General features: G+C 44.4%; 17 protein-coding genes and 3 pseudogenes. 14 read left to right on the top strand and 6 right to left on the bottom strand.

The genetic code is table 11. The features are described 5' to 3' along the window. Positions 1-821: 821 nt before the first annotated feature. Complete coding sequence (locus GT1_RS11805; protein ID WP_188398870.1) at positions 822-2,012, bottom strand: Xaa-Pro peptidase family protein; 1,191 nt, start codon at positions 2,010-2,012, stop codon at positions 822-824. 340 nt (positions 2,013-2,352) lie between these two features. Next, entirely contained in the window at positions 2,353-3,687 is a 1,335-nt protein-coding gene (locus GT1_RS11800; RefSeq protein ID WP_188398869.1) for a dicarboxylate/amino acid:cation symporter, read from the bottom strand. Positions 3,688-4,399: 712 nt separating this feature from the next. On the opposite strand from GT1_RS11800, the gene GT1_RS11795 reads away from it, so the two are divergent. Then, positions 4,400-6,682: a cation:proton antiporter gene (locus GT1_RS11795; RefSeq protein WP_223226201.1), complete on the top strand. Its 2,283-nt coding sequence runs from the start codon at positions 4,400-4,402 to the stop codon at positions 6,680-6,682. Between the two features lie 545 nt (positions 6,683-7,227). Continuing rightward, complete coding sequence (locus GT1_RS11790; RefSeq protein ID WP_223226200.1) at positions 7,228-7,581, top strand: hypothetical protein; 354 nt, start codon at positions 7,228-7,230, stop codon at positions 7,579-7,581. 114 nt (positions 7,582-7,695) lie between these two features. Here GT1_RS11790 and GT1_RS11785 read toward each other — a convergent pair whose 3' ends face one another. Then, a complete protein-coding gene (locus GT1_RS11785; RefSeq protein WP_223226199.1) occupies positions 7,696-8,175 on the bottom strand; it encodes a MarR family winged helix-turn-helix transcriptional regulator in 480 nt (159 codons plus the stop codon). A 78-nt stretch (positions 8,176-8,253) separates the two neighbouring features. Further along, a pseudogene (locus GT1_RS22215) lies at positions 8,254-8,460 on the bottom strand (transposase); the annotation flags it as partial. 151 nt (positions 8,461-8,611) lie between these two features. Here GT1_RS22215 and GT1_RS11775 point away from each other — a divergent pair. Then, positions 8,612-9,730 carry a metallophosphoesterase gene (locus GT1_RS11775; protein WP_188398867.1) on the top strand — a complete coding sequence of 373 codons (1,119 nt, stop codon included), beginning with the start codon at positions 8,612-8,614 and terminating at the stop codon, positions 9,728-9,730. 245 nt (positions 9,731-9,975) lie between these two features. After that, positions 9,976-11,406 (top strand): sigma-54-dependent Fis family transcriptional regulator, encoded by a 1,431-nt coding sequence (locus tag GT1_RS11770; RefSeq protein ID WP_188398866.1) that lies wholly within the window; start codon positions 9,976-9,978, stop codon positions 11,404-11,406. A gap of 146 nt (positions 11,407-11,552) precedes the next feature. Here the strand turns inward: GT1_RS11770 and GT1_RS11760 are convergent. Further along, positions 11,553-13,028 (bottom strand): annotated as a pseudogene (locus tag GT1_RS11760) (trimethylamine methyltransferase family protein). A gap of 30 nt (positions 13,029-13,058) precedes the next feature. Then, complete coding sequence (locus GT1_RS11755; protein ID WP_188398864.1) at positions 13,059-13,691, bottom strand: corrinoid protein; 633 nt, start codon at positions 13,689-13,691, stop codon at positions 13,059-13,061. 650 nt (positions 13,692-14,341) lie between these two features. Here GT1_RS11755 and pylSc point away from each other — a divergent pair. The 10 genes and pseudogenes from pylSc to GT1_RS11705 all read left to right on the top strand — a co-directional run bounded on the left by pylSc (position 14,342) and on the right by GT1_RS11705 (position 23,870). Then, a complete protein-coding gene (gene pylSc, locus GT1_RS11750; RefSeq protein ID WP_188398863.1) occupies positions 14,342-15,175 on the top strand; it encodes a pyrrolysine--tRNA(Pyl) ligase large subunit in 834 nt (277 codons plus the stop codon). 53 nt (positions 15,176-15,228) lie between these two features. Continuing rightward, a complete protein-coding gene (pylB, locus tag GT1_RS11745; protein WP_188398862.1) occupies positions 15,229-16,374 on the top strand; it encodes a methylornithine synthase PylB in 1,146 nt (381 codons plus the stop codon). 25 nt (positions 16,375-16,399) lie between these two features. Further along, entirely contained in the window at positions 16,400-17,596 is a 1,197-nt protein-coding gene (gene pylC, locus GT1_RS11740) for a 3-methylornithine--L-lysine ligase PylC (RefSeq protein WP_188398861.1), read from the top strand. Continuing rightward, complete coding sequence (gene pylD, locus GT1_RS11735) at positions 17,593-18,411, top strand: 3-methylornithyl-N6-L-lysine dehydrogenase PylD (RefSeq protein WP_188398860.1); 819 nt, start codon at positions 17,593-17,595, stop codon at positions 18,409-18,411. The genes pylC and pylD overlap by 4 nt, the downstream gene beginning before the upstream one ends. A 38-nt stretch (positions 18,412-18,449) precedes the next feature. Next, positions 18,450-18,773, top strand: a complete 324-nt coding sequence (gene pylSn, locus GT1_RS11730; protein ID WP_188398859.1) for a pyrrolysine--tRNA(Pyl) ligase small subunit — start codon at positions 18,450-18,452, stop codon at positions 18,771-18,773. Positions 18,774-18,899: 126 nt separating this feature from the next. Further along, positions 18,900-20,291, top strand: a pseudogene (gene mtbB, locus GT1_RS11725) ([dimethylamine--corrinoid protein] Co-methyltransferase). 36 nt (positions 20,292-20,327) lie between these two features. After that, a complete protein-coding gene (locus tag GT1_RS11720; RefSeq protein WP_075757450.1) occupies positions 20,328-20,978 on the top strand; it encodes a methyltransferase cognate corrinoid protein in 651 nt (216 codons plus the stop codon). 36 nt (positions 20,979-21,014) lie between these two features. Next, on the top strand, positions 21,015-21,809 hold the full coding sequence (locus GT1_RS11715) for a methyltetrahydrofolate cobalamin methyltransferase (protein ID WP_188398858.1): 795 nt from the start codon (positions 21,015-21,017) through the stop codon (positions 21,807-21,809). Between the two features lie 57 nt (positions 21,810-21,866). Then, positions 21,867-22,232 (top strand): helix-turn-helix domain-containing protein, encoded by a 366-nt coding sequence (locus tag GT1_RS11710; protein ID WP_188398857.1) that lies wholly within the window; start codon positions 21,867-21,869, stop codon positions 22,230-22,232. Positions 22,233-22,592: 360 nt separating this feature from the next. Further along, positions 22,593-23,870: a helix-turn-helix domain-containing protein gene (locus tag GT1_RS11705; protein WP_083945690.1), complete on the top strand. Its 1,278-nt coding sequence runs from the start codon at positions 22,593-22,595 to the stop codon at positions 23,868-23,870. Positions 23,871-24,140: the final 270 nt, after the last annotated feature.

The raw sequence follows: 24,140 nt of genomic DNA, 5'->3' as shown, positions 1-24,140 counted from the left end.
ATAAAGACGAGTCTTAAATATGTGAAATGCTATGTAAAACTGAGAATTAAAGAGATTCTTTAAGATTATTGAAGGAGGTTATTAAAGCAGTTGAACTTTATAACAATGAGAGTTGGGCGGGTTATAAGGAAATATTCGTAGTAACAGAAAAAGAGTACATATATTTCTGTGAATAGTATAAGGGCGTATTTGGGTCTGCGGCGAATTTTGAGGGGCGCAAAGGGACAGTCACTTTGCGCCCCTCTATCAAATTGTGATAAGATAAATTTAAAATGGAGAATATGCAAAGATGTGCGAGTAACCAAGATCTAGAGAAATGGCAGACTGTGTTATTCCGTAACGTGTGTGTTCGAGAAATCAAGAATGACTCTAATGATGTTCTTCCGAAGCAAAATGAACGTCCCCCCTGCTTCCTGCTTCCCCTTGCTTCCCCTTGCTTCCCCTTGCTTCCGGCGGATCGCCTCCACCAACATAATGACAGCCCGCCAGTAGCTTGGCGGGCTGTCATTATTTGACTGTAGAATACGCAATAATCAATACTAAAAACTCCTGGCAAACTTATGCTTATAAAATGCAGCAGGCTTTACATATTGCATTATGGTCTGCCATCATCCGTGTATCACAGGTACATTGTTCCACTTGCGGTTTTGTTTCCTGCTGATAACTTTGAGCGCCTATATGAACGGCTTTACCTTGCTTTTCTGAACAGGTTTTACATATTGCATTGTGATCTGCCATCATCGAGATAGTACAAGTACATTCTCCCATAACAAACACTTCCTAACTATTTAATTAAGAGTCGAGTATTCTCCCACTTTACGCTAGCAGGTAATGTGCGTGATAACTTCGGGAGCTGTGTTTAAACGTTGAGGTCCGGTTTCTGTCATAACAAAACTATTTTCCGTACCAATAGCCCCTTCGGGGAAAACGAACTTTGGTTCAAGCGCAAAAGTCATTCCCGGCATTATCGGCGTCTTCATTCCATTGGCTAAAATTGGCCATTCATCCAATTCCAGGCCGATACCATGGCCAATAAATTTGACCTGGTCCTGCTTATATCCCATGAAATTATCCTGATACCCCAGCTCTGCTGCCAGCTTGAGTGCCAGCAGATAGGGTTCCTCGGCTAAAGTTCCCGGCTTAATGCTTTTTACTATTTCTGTTTCAATGAGTACCGCATCATCAAAGGCTTTAACCAGCTTAGCCGGAAGCTCGCCAATGCAGAATATCCGGGTTTGGTCACCTGTATATCCCCTTACGATACAAGTATAGTCTATATAAATAACCTCATTGCGGTTTATCTTTTTCCAGCCGGCTCCTTGCGGCTGGGCTACACTGGCTCCCTGCCCACCAACCGGTCCATCGAAATAGTTGGGATAAAAGCCGCTGCCGCCGGTACATATATTACCCAAGTAAAAATCTTGATTGAAGGCTCGCATCTTGCAAGGGCCGGCAAAGCCGCGTTTGCGCATCTCAGCCTCAAATAAGGCAGCTAATTCAAGTTCTGACATTCCCTCCCGTAAAAAGGAAGGTACTGCTAAAAACGCTTGATCACTGACCGCTAATGCACCGCGCAGTAGATCAATTTCATAGGATGACTTTATCGCACGGGTTTCTTTGATAGCAGGAGAACAGTCGACAAATTCAGTATTCGGAAAAATCTTTTCATAAGACTTATAAATATTAAAGGGTAGTACATCTAATTCCAGCCCAATTTTGCTAAAACCGTTATACCCGTAGGCCGCCAAAATTTCCGGGATTTGCTTAGGGTTCTTAATTGCAACAATATTTTTTAACGGAGACTCCTGCTGACCGCGTGTTATGCTTTTTTTCACCATAAGCACCGGCTCGCCGCTGGCAGGTATAAACAAGTAGGAGTTTTGTACTGTCCCGGTAAAGTAGAAAATATCACTTTGCAGTAAAACAACGGCCCCATCGACTGCTTGTTCAACAAGCTTCTGCTGAAAGTTACGGGTTCTACACTGGATTTCTGATGCTGGTGTTAATTCCATGATAAAGTTCCTCCCATCTGTATTTTTTGATTGCCTTGCTGATATCCCTTTGTTTTCCCAGTACTTGAGTATATGGCAGCAACTAACACTTCCATTTGTGTCCATCAGCTATTTTATTCCATTTCTCCATTCCATATCCTCGTGCTAATCCTATACTAATTCGACTTATTCCAGAAGAAACCTGCCCAGGCAGGAAGGTGGAATAGCAGGAAGACAATAACCGTCCCTGCGTGTTCCAAAATCTTGCGTGAATAGATGAGATAAGAAAAGACACGTAATGACGTTTGTCAAATTTACGTGTCTTTGTGTTCCATGAGAAAGACTTCCAGACGGAAACCCCCTATTTGTTCATATCATTGGTTTGCGATCCATTTTTGTCACTTCCACGTTCTAACTCTTGTTTGAGTTTTGCGAAATCCAGTTCATTTTCCCACTTGGAAACAACAATTGTTGCAACACCGTTACCGACTAGATTGGTTAATGCTCTACCCATTGACATGAAACGATCGATGCCGAATATAACGGCGAGAGCTGCTACCGGAATCCCTGGTATAATCGATAGGGTGGCAGCCAGAACGATAAAGCCGCTGCCGGTAACACCGGAAGCTCCCTTGGAGGTTAAAAGCAGCACAGCCAGTATTGTTACTTCCTGTATTAGGGTAAGATCCGTATTTGTGGCCTGCGCCAGGAAGATGGCAGCCATTGTCAAATAGATGGAAGTGCCGTCTAAGTTGAATGAGTAACCTGTCGGAATGACAAGGCCGACAACCGGTTTTGAACAGCCGAGCTTCTCCAGCTTTTCCATCATGCGCGGCAGCACACTTTCGGAAGAGGATGTACCAAGTACGATGAGCAATTCTTCTTTAATATAAGAGCAAAACTTTATAATACTGAATCCGGTCCATTTAGCAATAGGTCCAATAACCAAAAAAACGAATGCCAAACAGGTTAGATAGAACACAATTAATAGCTTGCCCAGCGGACCAAGGGAGGCTATGCCGTACTTACCTATTGTGAATGCCATAGCGCCAAAAACGCCAATCGGCGCTGCCTTCATAATCATGTCCACCATCTTAAAGAGGGCCTGGGTTATCTCGACAATAATTCCATATATAGTCTTGCCTGCTTTCCCCATGGCAGACAAGGCTCCCCCGAACATTACCGAGAACAGCAAAATCTGAAGTATATCCCCTTTGGCAAACGCGTCTATTACCGTGTTGGGAATAATATTCATAAAAAAGTCCACTGTACTCTGAGATTTGGCTGCAGTTGTATAGGCAGCAATATCTTTGGTGTCTAACGCTGATACATTTACATTCATGCCTGCCCCAGGTTTTAATAAGCTTACAGCTACTAAACCCATGATCAACGCAAATGTCGTTACAACTTCAAAATATATTAAAGCTTTCGTTCCTACTCTGCCAACCTTCTTCATATCATCCATACCGGCGATTCCGGATACGATGGTGCAGAATATAATTGGCCCAATAATCATTTTGATCAGCTTAATGAAGGCATCCCCTAACGGTTTCATTGCAGCTCCGGTGTCGGGAGCAAAATGGCCTAAGGTTATGCCTAAGAAGATGGCTAGGAAAACCTGAAAGTGGAGGGATTTGTAAAACGGTTTTTTGTTAGTATTAGCTGGTAGTGTTGTTGCATTATTGGTTGGTTCCATGATATTCTCCTTTTTTTGTCGTGACAAAACAGTTTTTCCTATGATGATTGCTGCCGCGTGTCATCCGGTTTTTCTGGCCAAGATTTAGGACAATGTAAATTGAGAATAAAAAATTCACCTTTAATAGTACCAAATCTTAGGACCTAATATTAAAATATCATAGCATTACCATTTTGTAAATGTTTAAATTTTGTCCGGTCAAAAGGTAAAACAGTCACTATTGTCCTCAAAGTAAAAAAACACGCAGGATCCGTCCCTTCGTGTTTGTCTGAGAGAAATATAGCATAAGTAGTTCAATTCGGCTTTTCCAGAGCAGTTATCACATAATAAACCGCCTTATTTACTACTATAAAGGGATTGATGTCTAGTGGTAAATAGTAGTATAATTGACATTACTTTCTGGGTGTCAGGAGGGGCGGCGTTGTTGCTACCCCGATTTTGAAAAAATATGGAAATAAAGTTTAGGAAAATTATATACTGATGCTGTATACTTATAGTGGAGGTAGGAAATGACTGAATCAGAAGAGTTGTCCCCCCTGACATCGTCCTTGGTTATGTTTGGGAAAAATTTTCTTTTCCGTGTATGAAGAAGCCGAATACGTCATACTATTTATTCGGAACACATACAGTTGAGGGGATTTTTACCAGGCAATATGCCGAGATGAATATACTGGCTTAACGAGTTGTTACTATTTTTGAAAGGAGTATGTTTATGCACATACCTGAGCTTATTTCCGATTTAGCTCTCATGCTGCTGGTAGCTGGGATTATGACGCTGATCTTTAAGCGGTTCCGGCAGCCTTTGGTTTTAGGGTATATTATTACCGGTTTTATGGTTGGCCCTTATTTTACACTGGTTCCGGCAGTTACCGATACAGTAAGTATTAGTACCTGGAGTGAAATCGGCATTATTATCCTGATGTTCTCATTGGGGCTGGAGTTTAATTTACATAAACTAGCTTCTGTCGGTGGTACGGCAATTATTACGGCAATTACCGAAGTTGTTTCCATGTTGGCGGTTGGTTTTGTCTGTGGCCAGTTGATGGGCTGGAGTGTTATGAACAGTGTATTTCTCGGCGGCATGCTGTCGATGTCGTCAACAACTATTATTATCAAAGCCTTTGAGGATTTGGGCTTAAAAGGGAAGAAATTTACTGAACTGGTATTTGGCACACTAATTGTTGAAGATATTGCCGGCATTTTTATGATGGTCATGTTGTCGACTATTGCTGTCAGTCAGGGAATTTCCGGCGGCGAGCTGGCCGTGCATTTGCTGAAAATGATTTTTTACCTGGCTCTCTGGCTGATTTTAGGGATATATCTTTTACCCACGATACTCAAAGATGTGCAAAACCTGATGAATGACGAAACATTGTTAATTGTGTCGCTGGGCATTTGTTTTGGCATGGTTTTTTTAGCCCATCATCTGGGCTTTTCTTCGGCGCTGGGATCTTTTTTGGCCGGTTCATTACTGGCAGGCACTATTCATGCTGAAAAAATCGAGCATATTAATAAACCGATACGAGATTTATTTGGCGCCGTATTTTTTATTTCGGTCGGTATGATGGTCGACCCGGCGCTCATCGTAAAGTACGCAGGGCCAATAGTGCTTATTACAATCGCCACGATTTTCGGTAAGGCGGCGCTCTCGTCATTAGGCGTACTGCTTTCGGGGCAACCGTTAAAAACGGCGATATTATGCGGTTTTTCACTCGCACAAATTGGGGAGTTTTCGTTTATTATCGCTTCGTTAGGCATATCGCTGGGAGTAATCAGTGATTATATCTATTCGATTGTTGTTGCAGTTTCGGTTATTACGACATTCACCACGCCGTTTGTTATCAAGGCGGCCGAGGGGAGCTACTACTATTTAGATAAATATCTTCCCAATAAAGTTTCTAAATATCTAAACAGACATACCTCAGAAGATCAGTCTGAAACCGAAAAAGACGGCGACTGGGTTGCTTTCTTTAAAAAGTATTTTTCCCGTTTGATACTTTACAGTGTTATTATGCTGGGAATCATTTTGGCGGGGACTTCATTGCTGGAACCATTTTTAGCGGCGCATCTGCCTCCTAAACTTGCGGACATATTGGCGACGCTGGTTACATTGATACTGATGGCGCCATTTCTTAAACAATGTTTGTTCAGAAAGAATGAATATTTTATCCCGTTGTGGTTTAAGAGTGCAACAAACCATTTGCCTTTGATCATGCTGCTTTTATTAAGGAAGGGGACGTTACTCTTTTTGGTTATGCTTCCCATTTCCATTATGCTTGAGTTGTCTACGCCATATATATTGGCAATAGCTGTCGGGCTGGTATTTCTTATCGCCCGCTCCGACTGGCTTATTAATCCGTACTTAAAAATAGAAGCGCGTTTTTTGGCTAACTTTAATGAAAGAAAATTAGAGGCAAGAAAAGGGAAAGATATTGGCCACAGCTGGCTGGATGAGCGGATTTACGTCAGTAAGTTCCGGTGCAGCGACCAAGTTGCCGTCTTAGATCAAACATTAGCCAATTTGCCGGGAACCGAACATTCAAAGCTGAAGGTTATTAAAATTATTCGGGGTGGCAAACATATTAATATTCCGGAAGGGTCGGAACATATCCGGGCAAACGATATCGTTTTTGTTGCTGGCAGCGATAGAATGCTTGACTCTTTTGCTATTTTAACGCAGGTTGAATTAGATAAAAAAGCAGACGGCATGTATGCGACCTTGCGGGAGTTTATCAAAAATCAGGAAGCCTATGCTGAAGATGACCAGCTGTTCTGCTATGCCGTAACTGTTGAAAAGGAGTCAGACTTGTCAGGTGTGGCGATTAAAGACTCTAAGATAAAAAGCGAGTGGGGCGGGTTTCTGCTTGGCTTAGAACGAAATCTTTACCCCATTCTGGCTCCGGATATTAATATGCACCTTCAGGAAAATGATTTGGTCTGGATTTTAGGTACACAAGAAATGGCCGGAAAATTGGCCAAAGACGACTTGCTGTAACAGCAGATTAATAAATGAGACTTGATTCAGATGGGATTTTAACCCCATCTGAATCTAAGTCATTGGGATAAAAAGAGAAGGCCTTGCCGCGGCAAAGTCTTCTCTTTATTTAATACTTTAAATTCTATGATGGGGATCAGCATAGAATTAATTGCATTACTTCCATGGGGCGTAGTGCTTACAAACTCAGTGATCAAACTATTTAGGATAGTGCATAAAGGTATGATGCGGAAGACTTAGTTAATAACCCGCGATTAAAAGACTTCGTGATGATTGTACCAGGGCTATATCTAGGTTTTTTTGATATCGCCCGGTAATCCGGGATCAAAAACTCCTCAATAAATTGCCAAGAAGTAATTGACAAATAAATGTTAATATATTAACATTTATTTGTTAGCATATTAACATTTTACAACAATGAGCTCACCTCCAAAAGAAAAACAATTTATAGTAACAAATGAATAACAACAGACTACAGTATGAAAGGAAGGCTAATTATGCTCTGTACAAAATGTAATAATGAAATCCCTGAGGGAGAACAATGCTTGCATCGGAACCAACTGCTTTGTGAGGATTGCTATCTTGAAAGGCTGGAGCCCCCACGTACCTGTGACGTTGCCGCTGTGCACAGTGCCAAATTATCCCGTAAGATGGCTGGGCAGGAAGGCACCGATGGGTTGACCGAACTGCAAAAAAGCATATACGATTACATTAAGGCCGAAGGTCCGGTTACTGCTGAACAAATTATGAATAAACTCAGTTTGACTAAGCTACAGTTGGAAAGAAACTTTGCCATATTAAGACACTGTGAACTTGCCCATGGGTTTAGAGAAAATGGTAAGATTCTGATCAAACTTTGGGGAGAAGATACACTAGGCAAAATGAATATCGCTGATTAACAAAATCCGATACTTTTTAAAAGCAACGTCGATCAACTATCGGCCTAACTAATGTATAAAAGCAGGGACAATTTTGCCCCTGCTTTTATACATTTATATTTATTCACCTAAAGCTCACACTTCTTCCAACCCTTTTTTCAACTTGTCCAACAAAGAAATCAGCAGTTTTTTTTCATCTGTATTAAGTGTAGACATGAGCTTATGTATATACTGGTTATGAACGGGAACGAAAGCATGCATGAGAATAGTGGCCCGGTCTGTAAGATACAGTTGAAAAGCCCTTTTGTCGACAGGATCAGCCTTGCGAACCACCAGGTCTTCTTTTTCTAACCGATCAATCAGTCTGGTGATATTGGCGCGGGAAACCAGCAGCTTTTTACCTAATTCTGATTGTGTCAGGCCTTGTCCTCCTGTCATGTATAACTGAATTAAAGCACTAAACTTAGCCCTGGACAAACCGTACCGTGAAAAGTGCATCTCCAAAACATCATCTAAATTATCCTGGAATACTGTCAGTTCAATCAGCGTACGTACCGAAAAATAACTATCCGAAATATCATTGTGCGTGATCTCTGTCAGCCTCCCCAAGCTCAATTGTTAACATACTAGCAATATTGTAAAAGCATTACCAGTTTAAGTCAATAGCTCAGGTGACTACTTATGCTAATTATACTACTGGCGGAAATGAGTGATGAGCACCAACGTATACGCACAAGGGGACGTTCCGAAACCACTGAAATGACCCGTTCGGACATTTTTTTGACGGCCAGTTTCTTCGATAACACGGACATCCGAAAAATTGTATAGATACTGCAAGATGAGAAGTCTGGCCATCATTTCCGGTTCTTTAGCCGGACGGTCTAAATCTTTGCTGTATGAATAGCGCCGGTCTCAGGGGTAATTCCCGGCTTTGTCCACATAATAGCGGAAATATATGATAAAGTTGTTAATTTTGCTATAATAGATGAGAGCGTAGTAACGGTTTGACTCGAAGAATGTTCTACTTAAACCTGAACGGGGAGAATTTACAATGATTTATATAACCGGGGATTTGCATGGAGAAATCGATAAGGCCAAATTAAGTACAAAAAACTTCCCGGTGCAAAGGGAATTAACGAAGAATGATTATGTCATAATTGCCGGTGACTTTGGCTGTATTTGGTCAGGCGGCAAACAGGATGAATGGCTTTTGGATTGGTTGGAAAGCAGGAATTTTACCACCCTTTTTGTAGACGGCAACCACGAAAACTTTGATCTTCTGTATCAATTCCCTATTATGGACTGGAACGGTGGCAAGATACATCAAATAAGGCCATCTGTAATTCATTTAATGCGGGGACAGGTGTTTACAATTGAAGGGAAAAAAATATTCACATTTGGCGGTGCCGAATCAGTAGATAAACAATTCAGGAAGGAATTTATCTCGTGGTGGAGAGAGGAAATACCTAGCCGGTGCGAATTTGAAGAAGGCATCAAAAACCTGGAAAAGCATGATATGACTGTGGACTATGTAATAACCCATACTGCTCCCCGGGATATAATCGGTCAGCTTAATAGTTTTTTTGGTGACAAAATCAATGATTCTACCAGTGAAATGCTGAATTATTTTAAGAAAAGCATCAGGTTTAAGCACTGGTTTTTTGGTCATTTTCATACAAACAAGACCATCGGTAAATTTACAGTATTGAATGATAGAATAGTGGTATTGCAGGAAAATGTATTTATGCCCAAAGACCCGGAGCCGCGAGATTGGAAGATAGAAAAATACAGGAGTAAGTTCAAGGCAGCCTTTCCGGATATGAAACAGCCGACATATGAAGAAGCCGGAGCGCTGATTGACCAGTGGGATCAAGAAGGCAGACATATAACCTACCCGTTGGCGGGGCTGAACTGGAATGAACTGGAATGGAAAAAAGAGTATCGGCGAAAAAGAGAATTTAAGATATTGGCTGAAAAAATTATAAATCATCAAACCGATGGGGAAGAAAATTTTATGGCTTGCGGCAATGGTGAGCAATGTCCCCAAAGTGATAATTGCAAGTGCTGGAAGCTTTATCAATACATGCTTGAGAATGAGATAGCAGGCCATACCTGCAAGTTAAACAAACCGGAAAATTGTAAGGAATTTAGGCCGTATGGAGATAAATAAGTTCCATGTGGTGAAGTAGCAGCAAGCCGGTCGGAGTGGTTTTATCACCTCGACCGGCTCTTTTTCCATTTTAGCTGGATAGAGGCGGTATCGCCTGGTAATCCAGGCGTATCGGATTGTCCATAGTATAAGTATACATCATAAAAAAGTTTGCGACTTGGAGGAATATATTAAATCAAGGGAGAAATTTACATATATTGATTCATTTGGGAAATTCAAAAGACAATTAATGTCGGAGGCTAACCATGGAGAAGAAAGATGTTGTCCGGTTAGAAGAATTAGAACGCGAGAATCAATTATTGAGGAATATTATTGACAAAATTCATGAATATGTCTTGGCTATTGATGAAAAAGATAACATCGTTTTGTATAATCCAGTGGCTGAAAAAATAGAAAAGTTAGATAGGAAGGACGTAGTTGGTAGAACACAAAAGGAGACCTTTAATCATTGCCCCGATTTCTCTGAAAATGTATGCGAAAAAGTATTAGATACCGGTGAGCCGCTATTTGACCAGCAATACCAGTACCTGCTCAGAGACGGGAGAAAAACCTATATAGTTTTTAATGCGTACCCGTTTTTTTATAAAGATGCGATAGCCGGGATGTATGTAATCGGCCGCAATATGGAGACTATGGGTGAATACATCGCTAAAACGCTGGAAATTCACAAGTGGATAACAAATCAGGAAGACCCGAAAACCACGGGCGCAAACTTTTGTCTTAGTGATATCGTCGGCGAAAGTAATGCTATAACCGAAGCTATTTTGACAGCCCGAAAATTCGCGCGCTATAACTCTCCTGTGATGCTTATTGGCGAGACGGGAACAGGAAAAGAGCTTTTTGCCCAAGGCATCCATAATGCCAGTACCTTTGCCGAGGGACCTTTTGTGCCGATTAACTGTGCGGCGATTCCTGATACGTTGCTGGAAAGTGTGCTATTCGGAACCGTGAGAGGCGCCTTTACCGGTGCTGTTGATATGCCGGGCCTGTTTGAGCAAGCCGAGGGCGGTACGATATTTTTAGATGAGATAAACTCGATGCCATTTTTTCTCCAGGCCAAACTGTTGCGAGTGCTGCAGGACCGGGTGATTAGAAGAATAGGCGGGAAAAAAGAAACACCGGTAAACTGCCGGATTATAAGTGCTGCCAACGCCGATCCTTTTTCTCTAGATAATGACGAGATCCTCCGGTCTGATTTACTGTATCGCTTAGCCAAAGTAACTCTGTACATTCCGCCACTGAGAGAGCGGCAGGGAGATGTTACTTTTTTAGCCCGGTATTTTGCCAAACGGGCAAGTAGTAAATTTGGGCTGGTAATAAGTGAAATAGCCGATAAACTACTTGAACTGCTGGAAAGCTACCATTGGCCGGGTAATGTACGGGAACTGGAAAATGCTATTGAAACCGCAATGCATTTTGTGGGGAGTGAAGAGTCGCTCCTGCAATTTAAGCATTTGCCACCCCATTTTAAAAACAGAATCAACGGTAAGCCGAAAACCGGTTACGCCCAATTGCAAACTTCCAATACCACCTTTTCCGGAACTTTACTGGAGATTGAAAGAAGACTCATTAAGGATGCCTTGTTAAGAAACGCCGGCAACATATCCAAGACGGCCAAAGAATTAAACATTTCCCGGCAGAATTTACATTATAAAATAAAAACCTATGAAATTTAATAAAAAAACTGACCCGTTGCCGAGGGTCAGTTTTTTTGGTTGACCGGATTTCTTTTCTTGTGCCGCCAAAGAGTATGAGGCCCTGCTCGCGTCTAATGGCGACCTGGAAAAGACCGGTCATAGTGTTCACGTTTTAACAACTGTGCTTATTTATGTCCTGTCATAACCTTGTCGGCTTGCTCGACAATGGCGCGGAGTTCTTTGAGGACAGTATCGGGCAGCGGTTTCGCCTTGTGGTTTTCGATAATATCGATAGCCTTCTTGGTAGCTGAATCAATAAAGGTGACGCTGCCGTTTTTGACCCATTCGGACCGGTTGTCACGGTCAATGAATTTGGGAAGTACATGAGCCGTTTTCATCCGGTCGGAAGTATGGTCTTCTAAGAGATAGTGGCCGCCGGGTCCTACCTTGCTGACCACATCCAAAGCCATAGTATCTTCACTAACCGGAATACCCTCAAGGGTTCTTCTGAGTACACGGACAATTTCATTATCGGCAACATATTGTCCGTAACTAAAGGTCATGCCAAGCTCTAACATCCCTGAACCATAGATGATGTTGGCGCCTGCCAGCATCGGTAACAGGTAAGTTACAGTCTTTTCAAGACCTGTTTGCAAATCAGACACTTTGCTGTCTGCCTATCCACCGGCAACAAAACTGGGCAGGTTATAATACTGCGCCATTTTGGCCACACCGGCACTAATTAGCCCTAACTCCGGGCTGCCTACCGTAGCGGTTGCTTTTCTCAAATCAAAGTTGGTGGTTGAGCTGCCGTAAATTACGGGAGCTCCTTTTTTAACCAGTTGACTTAAGACTACGCCTGTTAATATTTCGGCATTGATCGTAACCAAAGTACCTGCCAGAGTAACAGGCCCGGTGCCGCCGGCCATAGCCATGGTAAGTACGAGGAAGGGGAGATCCTCTTTGGCAAACTCAATTAGGCTGTCACTGAGAAACTCAGGCCAGGTCAGAGGGCTTATCGGGCAGCCCAGACCGGTAATGATCGGCCGGGCTTTTAGATTTTCTTTGCCGCCGACAACCTTCCCGGCCATTTCAATGAGAAGCTGGGCTGTTTCCGTATTTTCGGGGCTGACAAACATGTGCTTAGTGGTGTTGGCTACATGCGCTTCATAAGAATGCAGGCAAACCGTATGCGGGTTGACATCTCTGGGAATTACAGTATCCCAGCACACATCCATTTGATCCAGATAGTCGGTAATTGTGGCAAGCTGCTCAATGTCTTTTTTGGTTGACGGCCGGCATTCGCCGGTATAAGGGTCAATAACCGTTACGCCTGTCCCAAAGGGAGTGACGTAGACCCGCCCATATTCTACAATGATATCATTTTCAGGGTCTCTTCCCGCTAACAGTATTTTTCTGGGAGCGGTGCGCACGGCTTCCTCCACCATCCAGACAGGAATCCGCACAATTTTATTTTCACGGTCGACATCAGCGCCTGCTTGTTCGAAAATATCAATAGCTCTGTCGCTTTTTACATTTATGCCGGTTTTCTCCAGCACTTCCAATGTACTGCAATGGATGGCTTCCACATCAAAATCAGAAAAAAGCTGAATGCCGCAGCCGACCCAGTTATAATGACCTGACGGCAGATTTCTTTTCATGCTCTAGCAACTCCTTTTTGTGATAATATCTTAAGCGACCCATTCCTTGCATATATCAACCGCGATGGCTGCATCCGACGCGTAGCCGTCAGCGCCAATCTGGTCTGCAAAATCTTGCGTTACCGGAGCGCCGCCGACGATTACTTTCACTGTGTCGCGCAGCCCTTCTTCGGTCAGTAATTCTATAGCTTGTTGCATAACAGGCATGGTGGTGGTTAAGAGTGCCGCCATGGCCAAAATGGTTGCTTTGTGTTCTTTGACGGCAGCAATAAACTTCTCGGTGGAAATGTCGATACCCAGGTCAATAACCTTAAAGCCGGCGCCTTCCAACATCATAACTACGAGGTTTTTACCGATATCATGAAGGTCGCCCTGAACCGCGCCGATTACAACTGTTCCTGTGGCAGGCATATCTTTGTCGGCTATGTGGGGCTTAACTATAGCAAGGCCGGCGGACATGGCTCTGGCGGCACGCAAAACCTCCGGCACAAACATATCCCCTGCTTTAAACCTGGCACCAACTACATTCATTCCGCTAATTAATCCGTCAGTAATAATAGCCAAGGGATTTGTACCGGAATCAATCAAGGCCTGTACCTGTTCTTTAACCTGACCTTCCCGCCCGGAAATAACACTTTGGGCTAAGCTTTCAAAACTCGCCATCTTCTCCACTCCTTCTCTACATTTTGTGTGCCATACCAATAACGTTTTAGTTACTTATCACCTCCTGACCGGCAGCATAGCAGCCGGGAATGGATAGTAGGTAACCAAAGGTCATTCACGCATTCCTGCCACCCGGAGGGTGAAGGGTATGTGAATTTGCAATTTGGTTTCTCATTGCAAACTTATTGCAAGAATAATACCAATGTAAAACAGGAATGGTTTTATTTACGAATTAGACCGAGATAGCTGCCGGCGCGGCTACCTGCCGGAAAAAGTTTTGCAGGCAAAGGTCCGGATTAGTGATTACCGGTGGAAAAATATGTAAAGGTTTTTTTCACAGTGTAATATTTTTTTTCACCTTTTACCAGGAGTTGGCAAGCAGGAAAGCGCAAAACAGGCAACCGGTATCAAAAATATCTGCAAGTGAAAAGTCCATAGTATTACTGGGAATAGAAAGGAGCAGCCATCGTGTCACAGGCAGCTCCTTTGTTTTGCTCTTACTCTTGGCATCGATTTTGCATAACTGATAAGCAAACCAGTTAACGTGAAGATTATGGGGGGTGGATCGGATAGATCACGCGGACTCTAAATTCGCGCAGGCGGGTGAAACTCCCGTACTCCCCGCCACTACTTTACAAGGAGGTATCTAGGTGGATATTACCTGGACACCCATACAAAAACAACGGTTAAAAGAACTTAATGCCAGTCCGGTTTGCCAGGAAAAGCGTTTTGCATCAGCCAGCGAGCGTGATTTTTCGTTTCAAGACCTGGAGAGGCAGTTGGTGGCTAGGGGACGGCAGCACTTAACGGAATTTCAGAACAATAGTAAGCGGCCGCTGTTGAGCAAGCTTGAACAGCGACTTATCGAAGCCCTGAATCTGCGGGGATTCGTTCAGGTCATGACGCCGACAATTATATCCAAGGGCTCTTTGGCAAAAATGTCTGTCGACGATCAGCATCCGCTATTTTCCCAGGTATTTTGGCTTGATGCCAAGCGGTGCCTGCGGCCGATGCTGGCGCCGAATCTGTACACCTTATGGAAAGATTTGCTGCGCTTATGGAAGCCGCCGATCCGCCTTTTTGAAATCGGCACCTGTTATCGCAAGGAATCCCAGGGGGGATTGCATCTCAATGAATTTACCATGCTCAATATAACCGAATTGGGGTTACCTCTTAACGAGAGACAGCAACGCCTGGAAGAAATGGCTGCATTGGTTATGTCTGTCGCCGGTATTGATGAATATCAGCTGGAAGTAACCAGTTCTGTCGTGTATGGCGATACCTTGGATGTGATAAAAGGCATTGAGTTAGGTTCCAGCGCCATGGGACCGCATGTACTTGATAAAAAATGGGGTATCACTGTCCCCTGGGTAGGAATCGGTTTTGGGCTGGAACGCTTGTTAATGGTTAAAGAGGAGGCGCAAAATGTCCAGAGTATGGGAAGAAGTCTAAGTTACCTGGACGGAGTGCGATTAAATATCTAAGTCCTGACAAAGCTGGAAAAAGCCAATGCATTTCTATAGGTAGGTGATGATTGATGGCACTGCAACAACCGGCTATCCTGACCAGGATACTGGGAAAAGCTTTGGAGGAAGAGCCGCTGACCAGGGCTGAGCTTTTATATTTATTGAGAATTTCCTCAGCGGATGAAATCTCCAGCGTATTTGCTATAGCCAGAATGCTTAGGAATCGCTACTTTAAGAATAAAGTATTTCTCTATGGTTTCGTTTATTTTTCAACATACTGTCGCAATGAGTGCACGTTCTGCTTATATCGTAAGTCCAACCAAGCGTTGCGCCGTTATCATAAAAGCCAGGCCGAGATCATGGAAACGGCTTACCGGCTGGTAGAATCCGGAGTACATTTACTGGATTTAACGATGGGGGAAGACCCCCGGTATTATAGCAATAATGGCGCCGGTTTTGAGCCGCTGATAGCAATGGTGCGGGCTATAAAGAAAAGTACAGATATACCGGTTATGATTTCGGCAGGCGTCGTCCCGGAAGACGTATTACAGCAATTTAAAGATTCCGGTGCCGAGTGGTATGCCTGCTATCAGGAGACTCATAACCCCGGCTTATATGCAAAACTAAGACTAGGTCAAAGCTTTTCTGAACGAATGGAACGAAAAAAGGAAGCCCGGGATATGGGCTTCCTGATTGAGGAGGGCTTACTGACCGGGGTCGGGGAAAGGTATGAGGATTTGATTGATTCCCTGGTGGCTATGAGGAGCCTGGGCGCAGATCAGGTACGGGTGATGAGCTTTGTACCGCAGAAGGATACACCCATGCAGCATGTTCCGTCGCTGCCGCGGACGAGAGAATTATTGATGATTGCAATCATGCGCTTAATCTTTCCCGACCGTCTGATCCCCGCATCTTTGGATGTGGACGGTATCCATGGCTTAGCTGACCGCCTTAACGCCGGCGCCAATGTCGTAACCTCGATCATTCCGCCGGAGGCCGGTCTGGCCGGCGTATCCAATCAGGAACTGGATATCGATGACGGTAACCGTACGGTTGACAGTATCCTGCCGGTATTAGCGCAATGTGGTCTGGTGCGGGCCAGTATGGAAGAATATACGGAATGGGTATCAGCCCGTTCGGCAAGACTCGCTCCTTGCCAGCGGCTGAACAACGTAACGAAAGAAGTGTATACAGGCTGGGCTGTACAACGTCATTAAAGCTCCGGAAGGGGGGGGATTCATAATGAAAGTTGCCATCGTCGGCGGCAAGCTCCAGGGAGTGGAAGCTGCGTATCTGGCTAAAAAAGCGGGCTGGGAAGTTTTCGTTGTTGATAAAAAACCTGAGGTCTTGGCTGCGGCAATCGGTGATCATTTCTGTGTCATGGATGTCACTCATCGGGCCGATTGGTTACTGTTTCTAAAAAATATCGACCTGGTTATCCCGGCGTTAGAAAACAAAGAAGCGTTAACCTGTTTAGTCAGAAGTGCCAAATACGCAAAGGTACCTTTGCTTTTTGACAAGAACGCATATTCTATTTCTTCCTCAAAAATTATTTCCAATGAAATATTCAGGCGCCTTTCCATCCCCGCGCCTGTGCCTTGGCCGCGGTGTGGTTTTCCTATCATTATCAAGCCTTCCGGCGCTAGCGGGAGTGCGGGAGTGATTAAGGTGGAAAATGCTCAGGCGCTCCAGCGTTTGCAGGTTAAAAGGTCTATAGCCGATACAGTGATTGAAGAATATTTGTCAGGCCCCTCGTATTCGCTTGAAGTCATTGGCTACCAGGGCGTATATAAAACCTTGCAAATTACCGAGATTCAGCTGGATGCCCAATATGACTGCAAACGGGTGCTAGGTACGGCGGTGCTGACAAAAAGACAGCAAGAAAGCTTCGAGCAGATCGCGCTAAATTTGGCTGACTTTTTGCATCTGAATGGAATTATGGATGTAGAAGCCATTCTCCATGCAGGCCAGCTAAAAGTTTTGGAAATCGATGCCCGGATTCCCAGTCAAACCCCGACCGCCGTTTATCATGCCACCGGCATTAATATGCTGGAGCTTCTCGGTAAGGCATTTGTCCAAGGAAGCCGGTGGGAGGACTTTAGCATCAAAGCGAAAAGAGGCGCCATTTACGAGCACATTCACGTAAAGGGCGATACCCTTGAAGTGTTGGGTGAACATATTCTGCCTGACGCCGGCGGGCCGCTTCGCCTGTGTACAGATTTTTTCGGAGCAGATGAAGCACTGACAACGTATTCACCAGGCAAAAACGAGTGGGTAGCTACTCTCATCATCACCGGCGCGACCATGCGGGCGGCATGGAATAAGCGGGAGCGGATTATGGGTGCGATTAAGCAAGCCTGCCGGCTTCAACATTATTCTGAGCGTTATCCCACGGTTGAGGTTGAAACCGGTGCAGCAGAAGCGGGTGGGGGACAATGACACGGCTGAAAGCAGACGATATCAGTAAAGTGGTAGCCGGACTAACGCAGTATGATGTTGAGTTAATCAGCAAGACGGGGTGCAGTCTGAAGGCCATTGCCGCCCGGGCTGCCCAGCGGGACTTGGACCATATCTCAGCGTCCCGCCTTAAAATCGCTGTTATTCCTGTTACCAGCGGCCAGGGAATTATTGGCGGCTTTACTGCGGCAGTGGCCGGTATCCTGGATTATCTTGGTTTTGATACGTTTATTACCCAAAACTCTGATGTTGCCGGTATTGCCGAAGCTATACACGGTGGGGCCGAGGTGGTATTTGCGGCCGATGATCATAAGTTTATTGCTTTTAATCTGCGAACCGGGGCGATAGCCGATAATGGAGCAGCGACAGGCCGGGGCTACATAACGGCCTTAAACCAAATGTGCTGCGGGTTGACGGAAAAGCCTGTGCTTGTTATTGGCGCCGGGCCGGTAGGCCGGGGCGCGGCCGGTTTGGTCGCAAAACTGGGAGGACTGGTTTCCGTATACGATATCGATGTAACCGCCAGCCGGGCGTTAGTTGATGAGCTGAGGAAACAAGGGCAGCCGGCCAAGGTGGAGACTGATTTGGATTATGCTTTAAGCAGGCACCAGGTTATAGTGGACGCCTCGCCGGCGGAGGCTGTTATTCCTCCCCGGCATATTACCGAGCGCACAATCATCGCAGCGCCGGGAGTTCCTTTAGGGGTACCGCCAGAACAGCGCGGGAAACACAGTGCCAGAATACTGCATGACCCGTTGCAAATTGGGGTAGCTACCATGTGTTTTTTAGTTATCTGAAGACTTTGGGCGATTATGAATGACGGGAGTGAAGGTGTATGGCCCTTACTGCAACCAAGCAGAAGCGCTATTATCGCAAAAATGTCGACTTTTTTAAACTTGTTGCCAAACTTAAGCTTTGGCCCTCAAGAAGCGGGAAACTGCACGGCATCAAAAGTATGAAGATTATCGGCAACACCGCAGAAATTACTACCCATTGCAATGAAACATTCCTGATACAAAATTCGAAGCATAGCCGGGCTGCCCGCTGTTTACGCAATAAATTATTTTTTCATTCCTGCCGTATCTGCAAAATTCCCCAGTGGAAACTGGAGAAATACGCGGGAACGTATATGAGCCAAAGCTATGGAGCTACTTTGTAGATAAAAAAAATCCCGTGGTTTTCTTATCCATATCCTTTGCGCAAAAGACGCAAGCTGCGAAAGGAGGGGGGGCTTATGTAATACCAAGGGAAAATTAGAAAATAGAGAGAAGAAGGGGGCGTATCTATGGCAAAGAAATATTTTGTCCGTTATGGAGATGGCTATGGGGCCGAAATGACAATGGATGAAATCCGGGAAGAAATCCTGCTCGGCACCCAGGATGCGGCGGAAAGAGGTCAAATTCCGCCACTGACGGCTGAGGAGCAAGAGCATCTCCTGGAAATTTGTACAATGCCGGCAAAGTTTGTGACGGTAGAACCAGGGAAAGAAGTTGTCATGACCAATGATGAGGGAACTTTAAAAGTTTCCGTGCGCTGCGGTCTGTCTATCGACAGAACCACTGCGTTGTTGATCAATGAAAAGATTTTATGTATGGATTCTGCGGAACTGGCCCATATCGATTATAGCTATAAACCCATCAAAGGCATCATTCATGACGAGGTTTGCGCCATGCATCATGCTCAGCTTAATACCATCATACCGGTATTTTACGGTGCCATGCCCAATTTGGGTCTATATACCAAGCCTGACGGGCCTGTGGGAAATTGGGCAGAACTTCTGCCTGCCGGGAAGATTGCCGCCGCCCGGGAGGCCCAGGAAGAGGCAGTGGAACATTCGATAAGAGACATCGTTACTGTCGCCCATAAAATGTATGAGGCCGGTGCCGATGGCATTAATCTTGATACTGTGGGCGCTTCCGGTGATGCCGATGCGCTGGCTGCTTTCAGGGCTGTGAAAAAGATCCGGGAAATGCATCCCGATTTTGCCATTGAACTGGGGATGGCCGGAGAATTCATCCTCGGCATGCATGGCGGCCTGCAGTTTGAAGGTAAGACCCTGGCTGGCCTGTATCCTCATGAGCAGGTAAAACTGGCGGAGGCTGCCGGGGTAACCATCTTTGGCCCCACCGTCAATACCAATAGCAGCCAATCCTTCCCCTGGAATATCGCCCGGGTCTGCACATTCGTGAAGGCCTGCAGTGAGGTGAGCAATATTCCTATTCACCCCAACGTAGGCATGGGGGTCTGCGGTATGCCGCTGACAGATGCCGTTCCTTTGGACGCTGCCTCCCGCGCGGATAAAGCGCTTGTGGAGATTTGTAAGATTGACGGGTTGTAGATAGGCGTAGGTGATTGTTATGGTATGCCTATCAATCATGGAGTCGCAGCCGGGATGAGTGGAATCAGGACCTCCGGAGATCTGGTGGCCCGGGTTCAAATGGCTAAGGGACTTCGTATTGATGCGGCTAAACAGTATGTCGCTGATAAACTGAAGATCAGTTTAAGCGATTTGCATGATTCTTCTGTAATGAGGGATATCCGCAATCAATTGAATATCGGCGAAACCAATGCGCGGCCGGAATCTGCCGATGCCCTGGCGGCGAAGAGCCGCATTGCCCAAATACTGGATATTGAGATTAATTCCGTTACGCGTTTCAATAAAATGTCTAAAATTTAATTGAATTTGAGTGGAGAGAAAGGAGCGAAGAATAGTATGACCCAAGATGCTTTAATTTCAGCGGCAATCGCCAGCATTCTTAAACAGGATCTGGATGCTGCGCTTGAAACCGCTAAAAAAACACTGGCGTCCGGCGTTGACCCCATTATCATTTTGTCGCAAGGCTACAGCGAAGGAATCAGGCAGGTTGGCGACCTTTTCGGCAAAGGCCGGATGTTTTTGCCAGAGTTAATTTCCGCTGCCGAAGTCATGAAAAAAGCCACTGCTGTTCTTGACGAGGCGCTCCAGGCGAAAGGTGAAAACAAGGGACATACAGGCAGGATGATTATGGCGACTGTTGAGGGCGATGTTCACGATATTGGCAAAGGCATCGTTGTTTCCTTAATTAAAACCCAGGGAATAGATGTTATTGATTTAGGCCGGGATGTGCCTGTAGCCACCATTATAGAAAAGGCGGAGGAGTACCAAGTGGATATTATTGGGACATCCGCTTTGCTGACAACTACTTTGGTTGAACAGAAAAAATTAGAAGAGGTCTTGAAACAGAGCAATCTGAGAGGAAAATATAAAACCATTGTCGGCGGTGCGCCGGCGACTCAAAGATGGGCTGATCGCATTGGCGCCGACGCCTACGCCGAAGACGCAGCAGAAGCCGTTACCAAGGTGCTGAAACTGCTGGAAGCCTAAAAAACTTTCCTATCATTATTACAGGGAGTGAATGTTATGATTATTGTCGGCGAACTGATTAACGCCAGTCGCAAGCCAATTGCGGAAGCCATCAGAAATAACGATGCCAGCTATATTCAACAAGTGGCTAAAGATGAACATCTGGCCGGGGCCAGCTATATTGATGTGAATGCAGGAATTTTTGTCGGCGAAGAGGCCGACTACCTAAAATGGTTGGTTCAATTAGTCCAGGCAGTTGTTGATGGCCCTTGTTGTATTGATAGCCCTGACCCGAAAGCCATTGAGGCCGCATTAGCGGTTCACAAAGGGCCGGCAATGCTCAATTCCATTTCACTGGAGAAAGAAAGATATGATGCCTTCATACCCTTAGTGAGTGGAACAGCTCATAAAGTCGTCGCCTTATGCATGAGTGATGATGGTATGCCGGAAACGGCAGAGGCCAGAGTCAAAATTGCTGATGAACTCATTAACCGCCTTGTCAAAAGAGGACTGTCGCTTGATCAGATTTACGTCGATCCTCTGGTACAGCCGTTATCCACCAGTGACATTTACGGTATCGAATTTCTGAAGGCGATTGAGATGATTATGGACAATTATCCCGGCGTTCACACGATGTGTGGCTTATCTAACATCTCTTTTGGCCTGCCGTTGCGTAAGTTTCTCAATAGAACCTTTGGCATTATGGCCATAGATCGCGGTCTTGACGGTATGATTATGAACCCGCTTGATAAAGAGTTCATGGCCAGCATTATTGCTGCTGAAGCGTTACGGGGGAAAGACGAGTATTGTATGAACTACCTTCAGGCTTATCGCGATAAACTGCTTGAATAGTAATCATATCAATGATCCCTTGCCAGTTGCCCGTAATTTCGCTGGGAGGGATTGGATATGAATTTTGGAGAAAAAGTGCGCTATATACGCAAGAAGTTTTCGCTGACTACCGAGCAATTAGCACGGTTATTAAATGTGACACAATCCTATATATCCCATGTGGAAAACAATCGCCGGAAATTTGGTCGTGACAAGATTGCGTTATTGGCTAATAAACTATACATTCCGGTTGAATTCTTTCTGCGTGAAGATGTAAAGACGCTGGAACAGATTAAATTTAATAATCACTTGACAGCCATATTCGAGGATGAAAACTATCCCAACTATTTCGGGGTGGTAGACCAGGCTGTAAAAGCTAAAATTAGCCCGGAGGAATTGGAACAGGCAATAGAATTTATAAAGAAATATAAGAGAATGTACTGAGTTTTTACAAACCGCGACTGTCTGCATTTATATTGCAGACAGTCGCGGTTTTTTACTATAATAAAGTATCCGGGAGGCATAAACGGTTACGAGGAGTTCAGAGAGAATGATGGGGTATTTACCATTTTCTGAAAAAAATACTAGAAAATCTAAATATAATACAAGGCCGGGTTATAAAATCTGTGATATAATTTTCAAAATAGAATAAAATACCGAACGTTTAGAAATTTGGAACTTCCCGGACGGTAAACGTGCTGCCGGAAATGGCCAGAGTTGATGGTTTGTAGAGACATAGGCGATTGTTACAAGAAAAGCTTGTCATGATGCAGTCATTCCAAAACGTCTTGACTAAGGAGAGCGATGTATATGTCTAAAACACAAGATCATAGTTCTCACTTTCTTACAGATATCAAGGCGGCCATTCAGGATTACGAATTGGTAACAAGAGTTAACTGCTATTTTTTTGATAAAGCAGGTAAACGCGTTGGCAATAGAACCTGTTACCAGTGTAATAATCTTTGCAATTTTATCAAACGCTTTGATCCCAGCGGCGGCTGCGTTCATGACTATCTCGGCAGCTGCCGGCCGGCACTGGAAATGGGGACAAGCCATGTATATTACTGTCCATACGGCTTGTTGAATATTGCGGTTTGCGTTTTACTGGAAGATGAAACGCTTTACTTTGTTTCCTCCGGTCCTTTGCGGCTGGAGCCAGCGGGAAAAGGGTTCATCAATCGTTTTATAGAAACAAATGAGCTGCTGTCCTCCCATTATGCTGATATTGCACAATTAATGGGGGGAGTTCCTTTGGTGGATGAACATTATCTCGATGCATTGGGAAATATGTTGCAACGGTCAGTTTCTGCTTTTACTACTGATGCTACTAAGAAGTTCTGGAAAAAACAGGATGTACTTGCCTTTTTGGTGAAATCTTTAGATAAAGCGGCGAACGAATCCTTTTATCCTGAATACCGCCAACAAGTTTATGTAATGGAAAGAGCAATTGAACTGCTTTCTTCCCGGCATGATGGCAGCGAGAATCTGAAAAAAGAGGCACTGCAAACAATTCTTTCTGTTTTAATTGACAGCATATATGAATATAGGTCTTACACAGAGGTAAAATCACGGAGTGCGGCGTTTTTTCTTTCTTTAATTGAAATTGGCAAAAAAAGAGACATGAATTTGGAGTTTGTTTTTAACAAAAACTATGAGGCTATTTTTCAATTGTTAGAGGCAGAAGATTATATCATTTTGGGTGAGGTTATTTATGCGGCGGCAGACCGTTTTCAGAATGCATTTTTGCAGGAAAACAGCTACCGGATTAATGAAGCTATCCTTCAGGGCATGAATTATATCCGGCAAAACTATATGAATGTGAGCTTAGCTGATGTGGCAAAAGAGGTTTCTTTAGCCCCCAATTATTTTAGCGATCTTTTTAAGAAACAAACAGGACAAAGTTATTCGGACTATTTGAATAAGGTAAGAATTGAATTTAGCAAACAGTATATACGGAAAAACGTACCGCTTGCTCAGGTTGCGCAACAGGTGGGGTTTGCCGACCAAAGCTATTTTGTGAAAATATTTAAGCGGTATGAAGCGATTTCGCCCTCAAAATGGCGGATGCTTACCTGCAAATAAGCGCAATTTACTATATATGCTAGTTTAAGCGGGTTAACTTAATGACATTGGGTAGTTTCCACGGGTTTTGCCGGGAAACTGCCTTTTTTTTTATTTGGTGAGTTACCTGAAGATAACACCAGAAAATCCTAACATAATACAATACCGGGTGATGGGCTGTTTGCTATATTTTAAACATAGAACAAAATATTGATTATTCAGAAAGGATGGTGCTATTGATGTACTTGTGCAGCGGCAAAGAAGAATTGTTATGGCTGCTTAGAAGTAAAA

The sequence above is a fragment of the Sporomusa sp. GT1 genome (assembly GCF_014634905.1).
Lineage (GTDB): Bacteria > Bacillota > Negativicutes > Sporomusales > Sporomusaceae > Sporomusa > Sporomusa sphaeroides.
The sequence above is the reverse complement of the archived record's forward strand: the minus strand, read 5'-3'. Positions and strand labels throughout refer to the sequence as shown.

Coding starts and splice junctions, on each gene's coding strand:
- GT1_RS11805 (WP_188398870.1), bottom strand. CDS start 2,012: ATGGAATTAACACCAGCATCAGAAATCCAGTGTAGAACCCGTAACTTT.
- GT1_RS11800 (WP_188398869.1), bottom strand. CDS start 3,687: ATGGAACCAACCAATAATGCAACAACACTACCAGCTAATACTAACAAA.
- GT1_RS11795 (WP_223226201.1), top strand. CDS start 4,400: ATGCACATACCTGAGCTTATTTCCGATTTAGCTCTCATGCTGCTGGTA.
- GT1_RS11775 (WP_188398867.1), top strand. CDS start 8,612: ATGATTTATATAACCGGGGATTTGCATGGAGAAATCGATAAGGCCAAA.
- GT1_RS11770 (WP_188398866.1), top strand. CDS start 9,976: ATGGAGAAGAAAGATGTTGTCCGGTTAGAAGAATTAGAACGCGAGAAT.
- GT1_RS11755 (WP_188398864.1), bottom strand. CDS start 13,691: ATGGCGAGTTTTGAAAGCTTAGCCCAAAGTGTTATTTCCGGGCGGGAA.
- pylB (WP_188398862.1), top strand. CDS start 15,229: ATGGCACTGCAACAACCGGCTATCCTGACCAGGATACTGGGAAAAGCT.
- pylC (WP_188398861.1), top strand. CDS start 16,400: ATGAAAGTTGCCATCGTCGGCGGCAAGCTCCAGGGAGTGGAAGCTGCG.
- pylD (WP_188398860.1), top strand. CDS start 17,593: ATGACACGGCTGAAAGCAGACGATATCAGTAAAGTGGTAGCCGGACTA.
- pylSn (WP_188398859.1), top strand. CDS start 18,450: ATGGCCCTTACTGCAACCAAGCAGAAGCGCTATTATCGCAAAAATGTC.
- GT1_RS11720 (WP_075757450.1), top strand. CDS start 20,328: ATGACCCAAGATGCTTTAATTTCAGCGGCAATCGCCAGCATTCTTAAA.
- GT1_RS11715 (WP_188398858.1), top strand. CDS start 21,015: ATGATTATTGTCGGCGAACTGATTAACGCCAGTCGCAAGCCAATTGCG.
- GT1_RS11710 (WP_188398857.1), top strand. CDS start 21,867: ATGAATTTTGGAGAAAAAGTGCGCTATATACGCAAGAAGTTTTCGCTG.
- GT1_RS11705 (WP_083945690.1), top strand. CDS start 22,593: ATGTATATGTCTAAAACACAAGATCATAGTTCTCACTTTCTTACAGAT.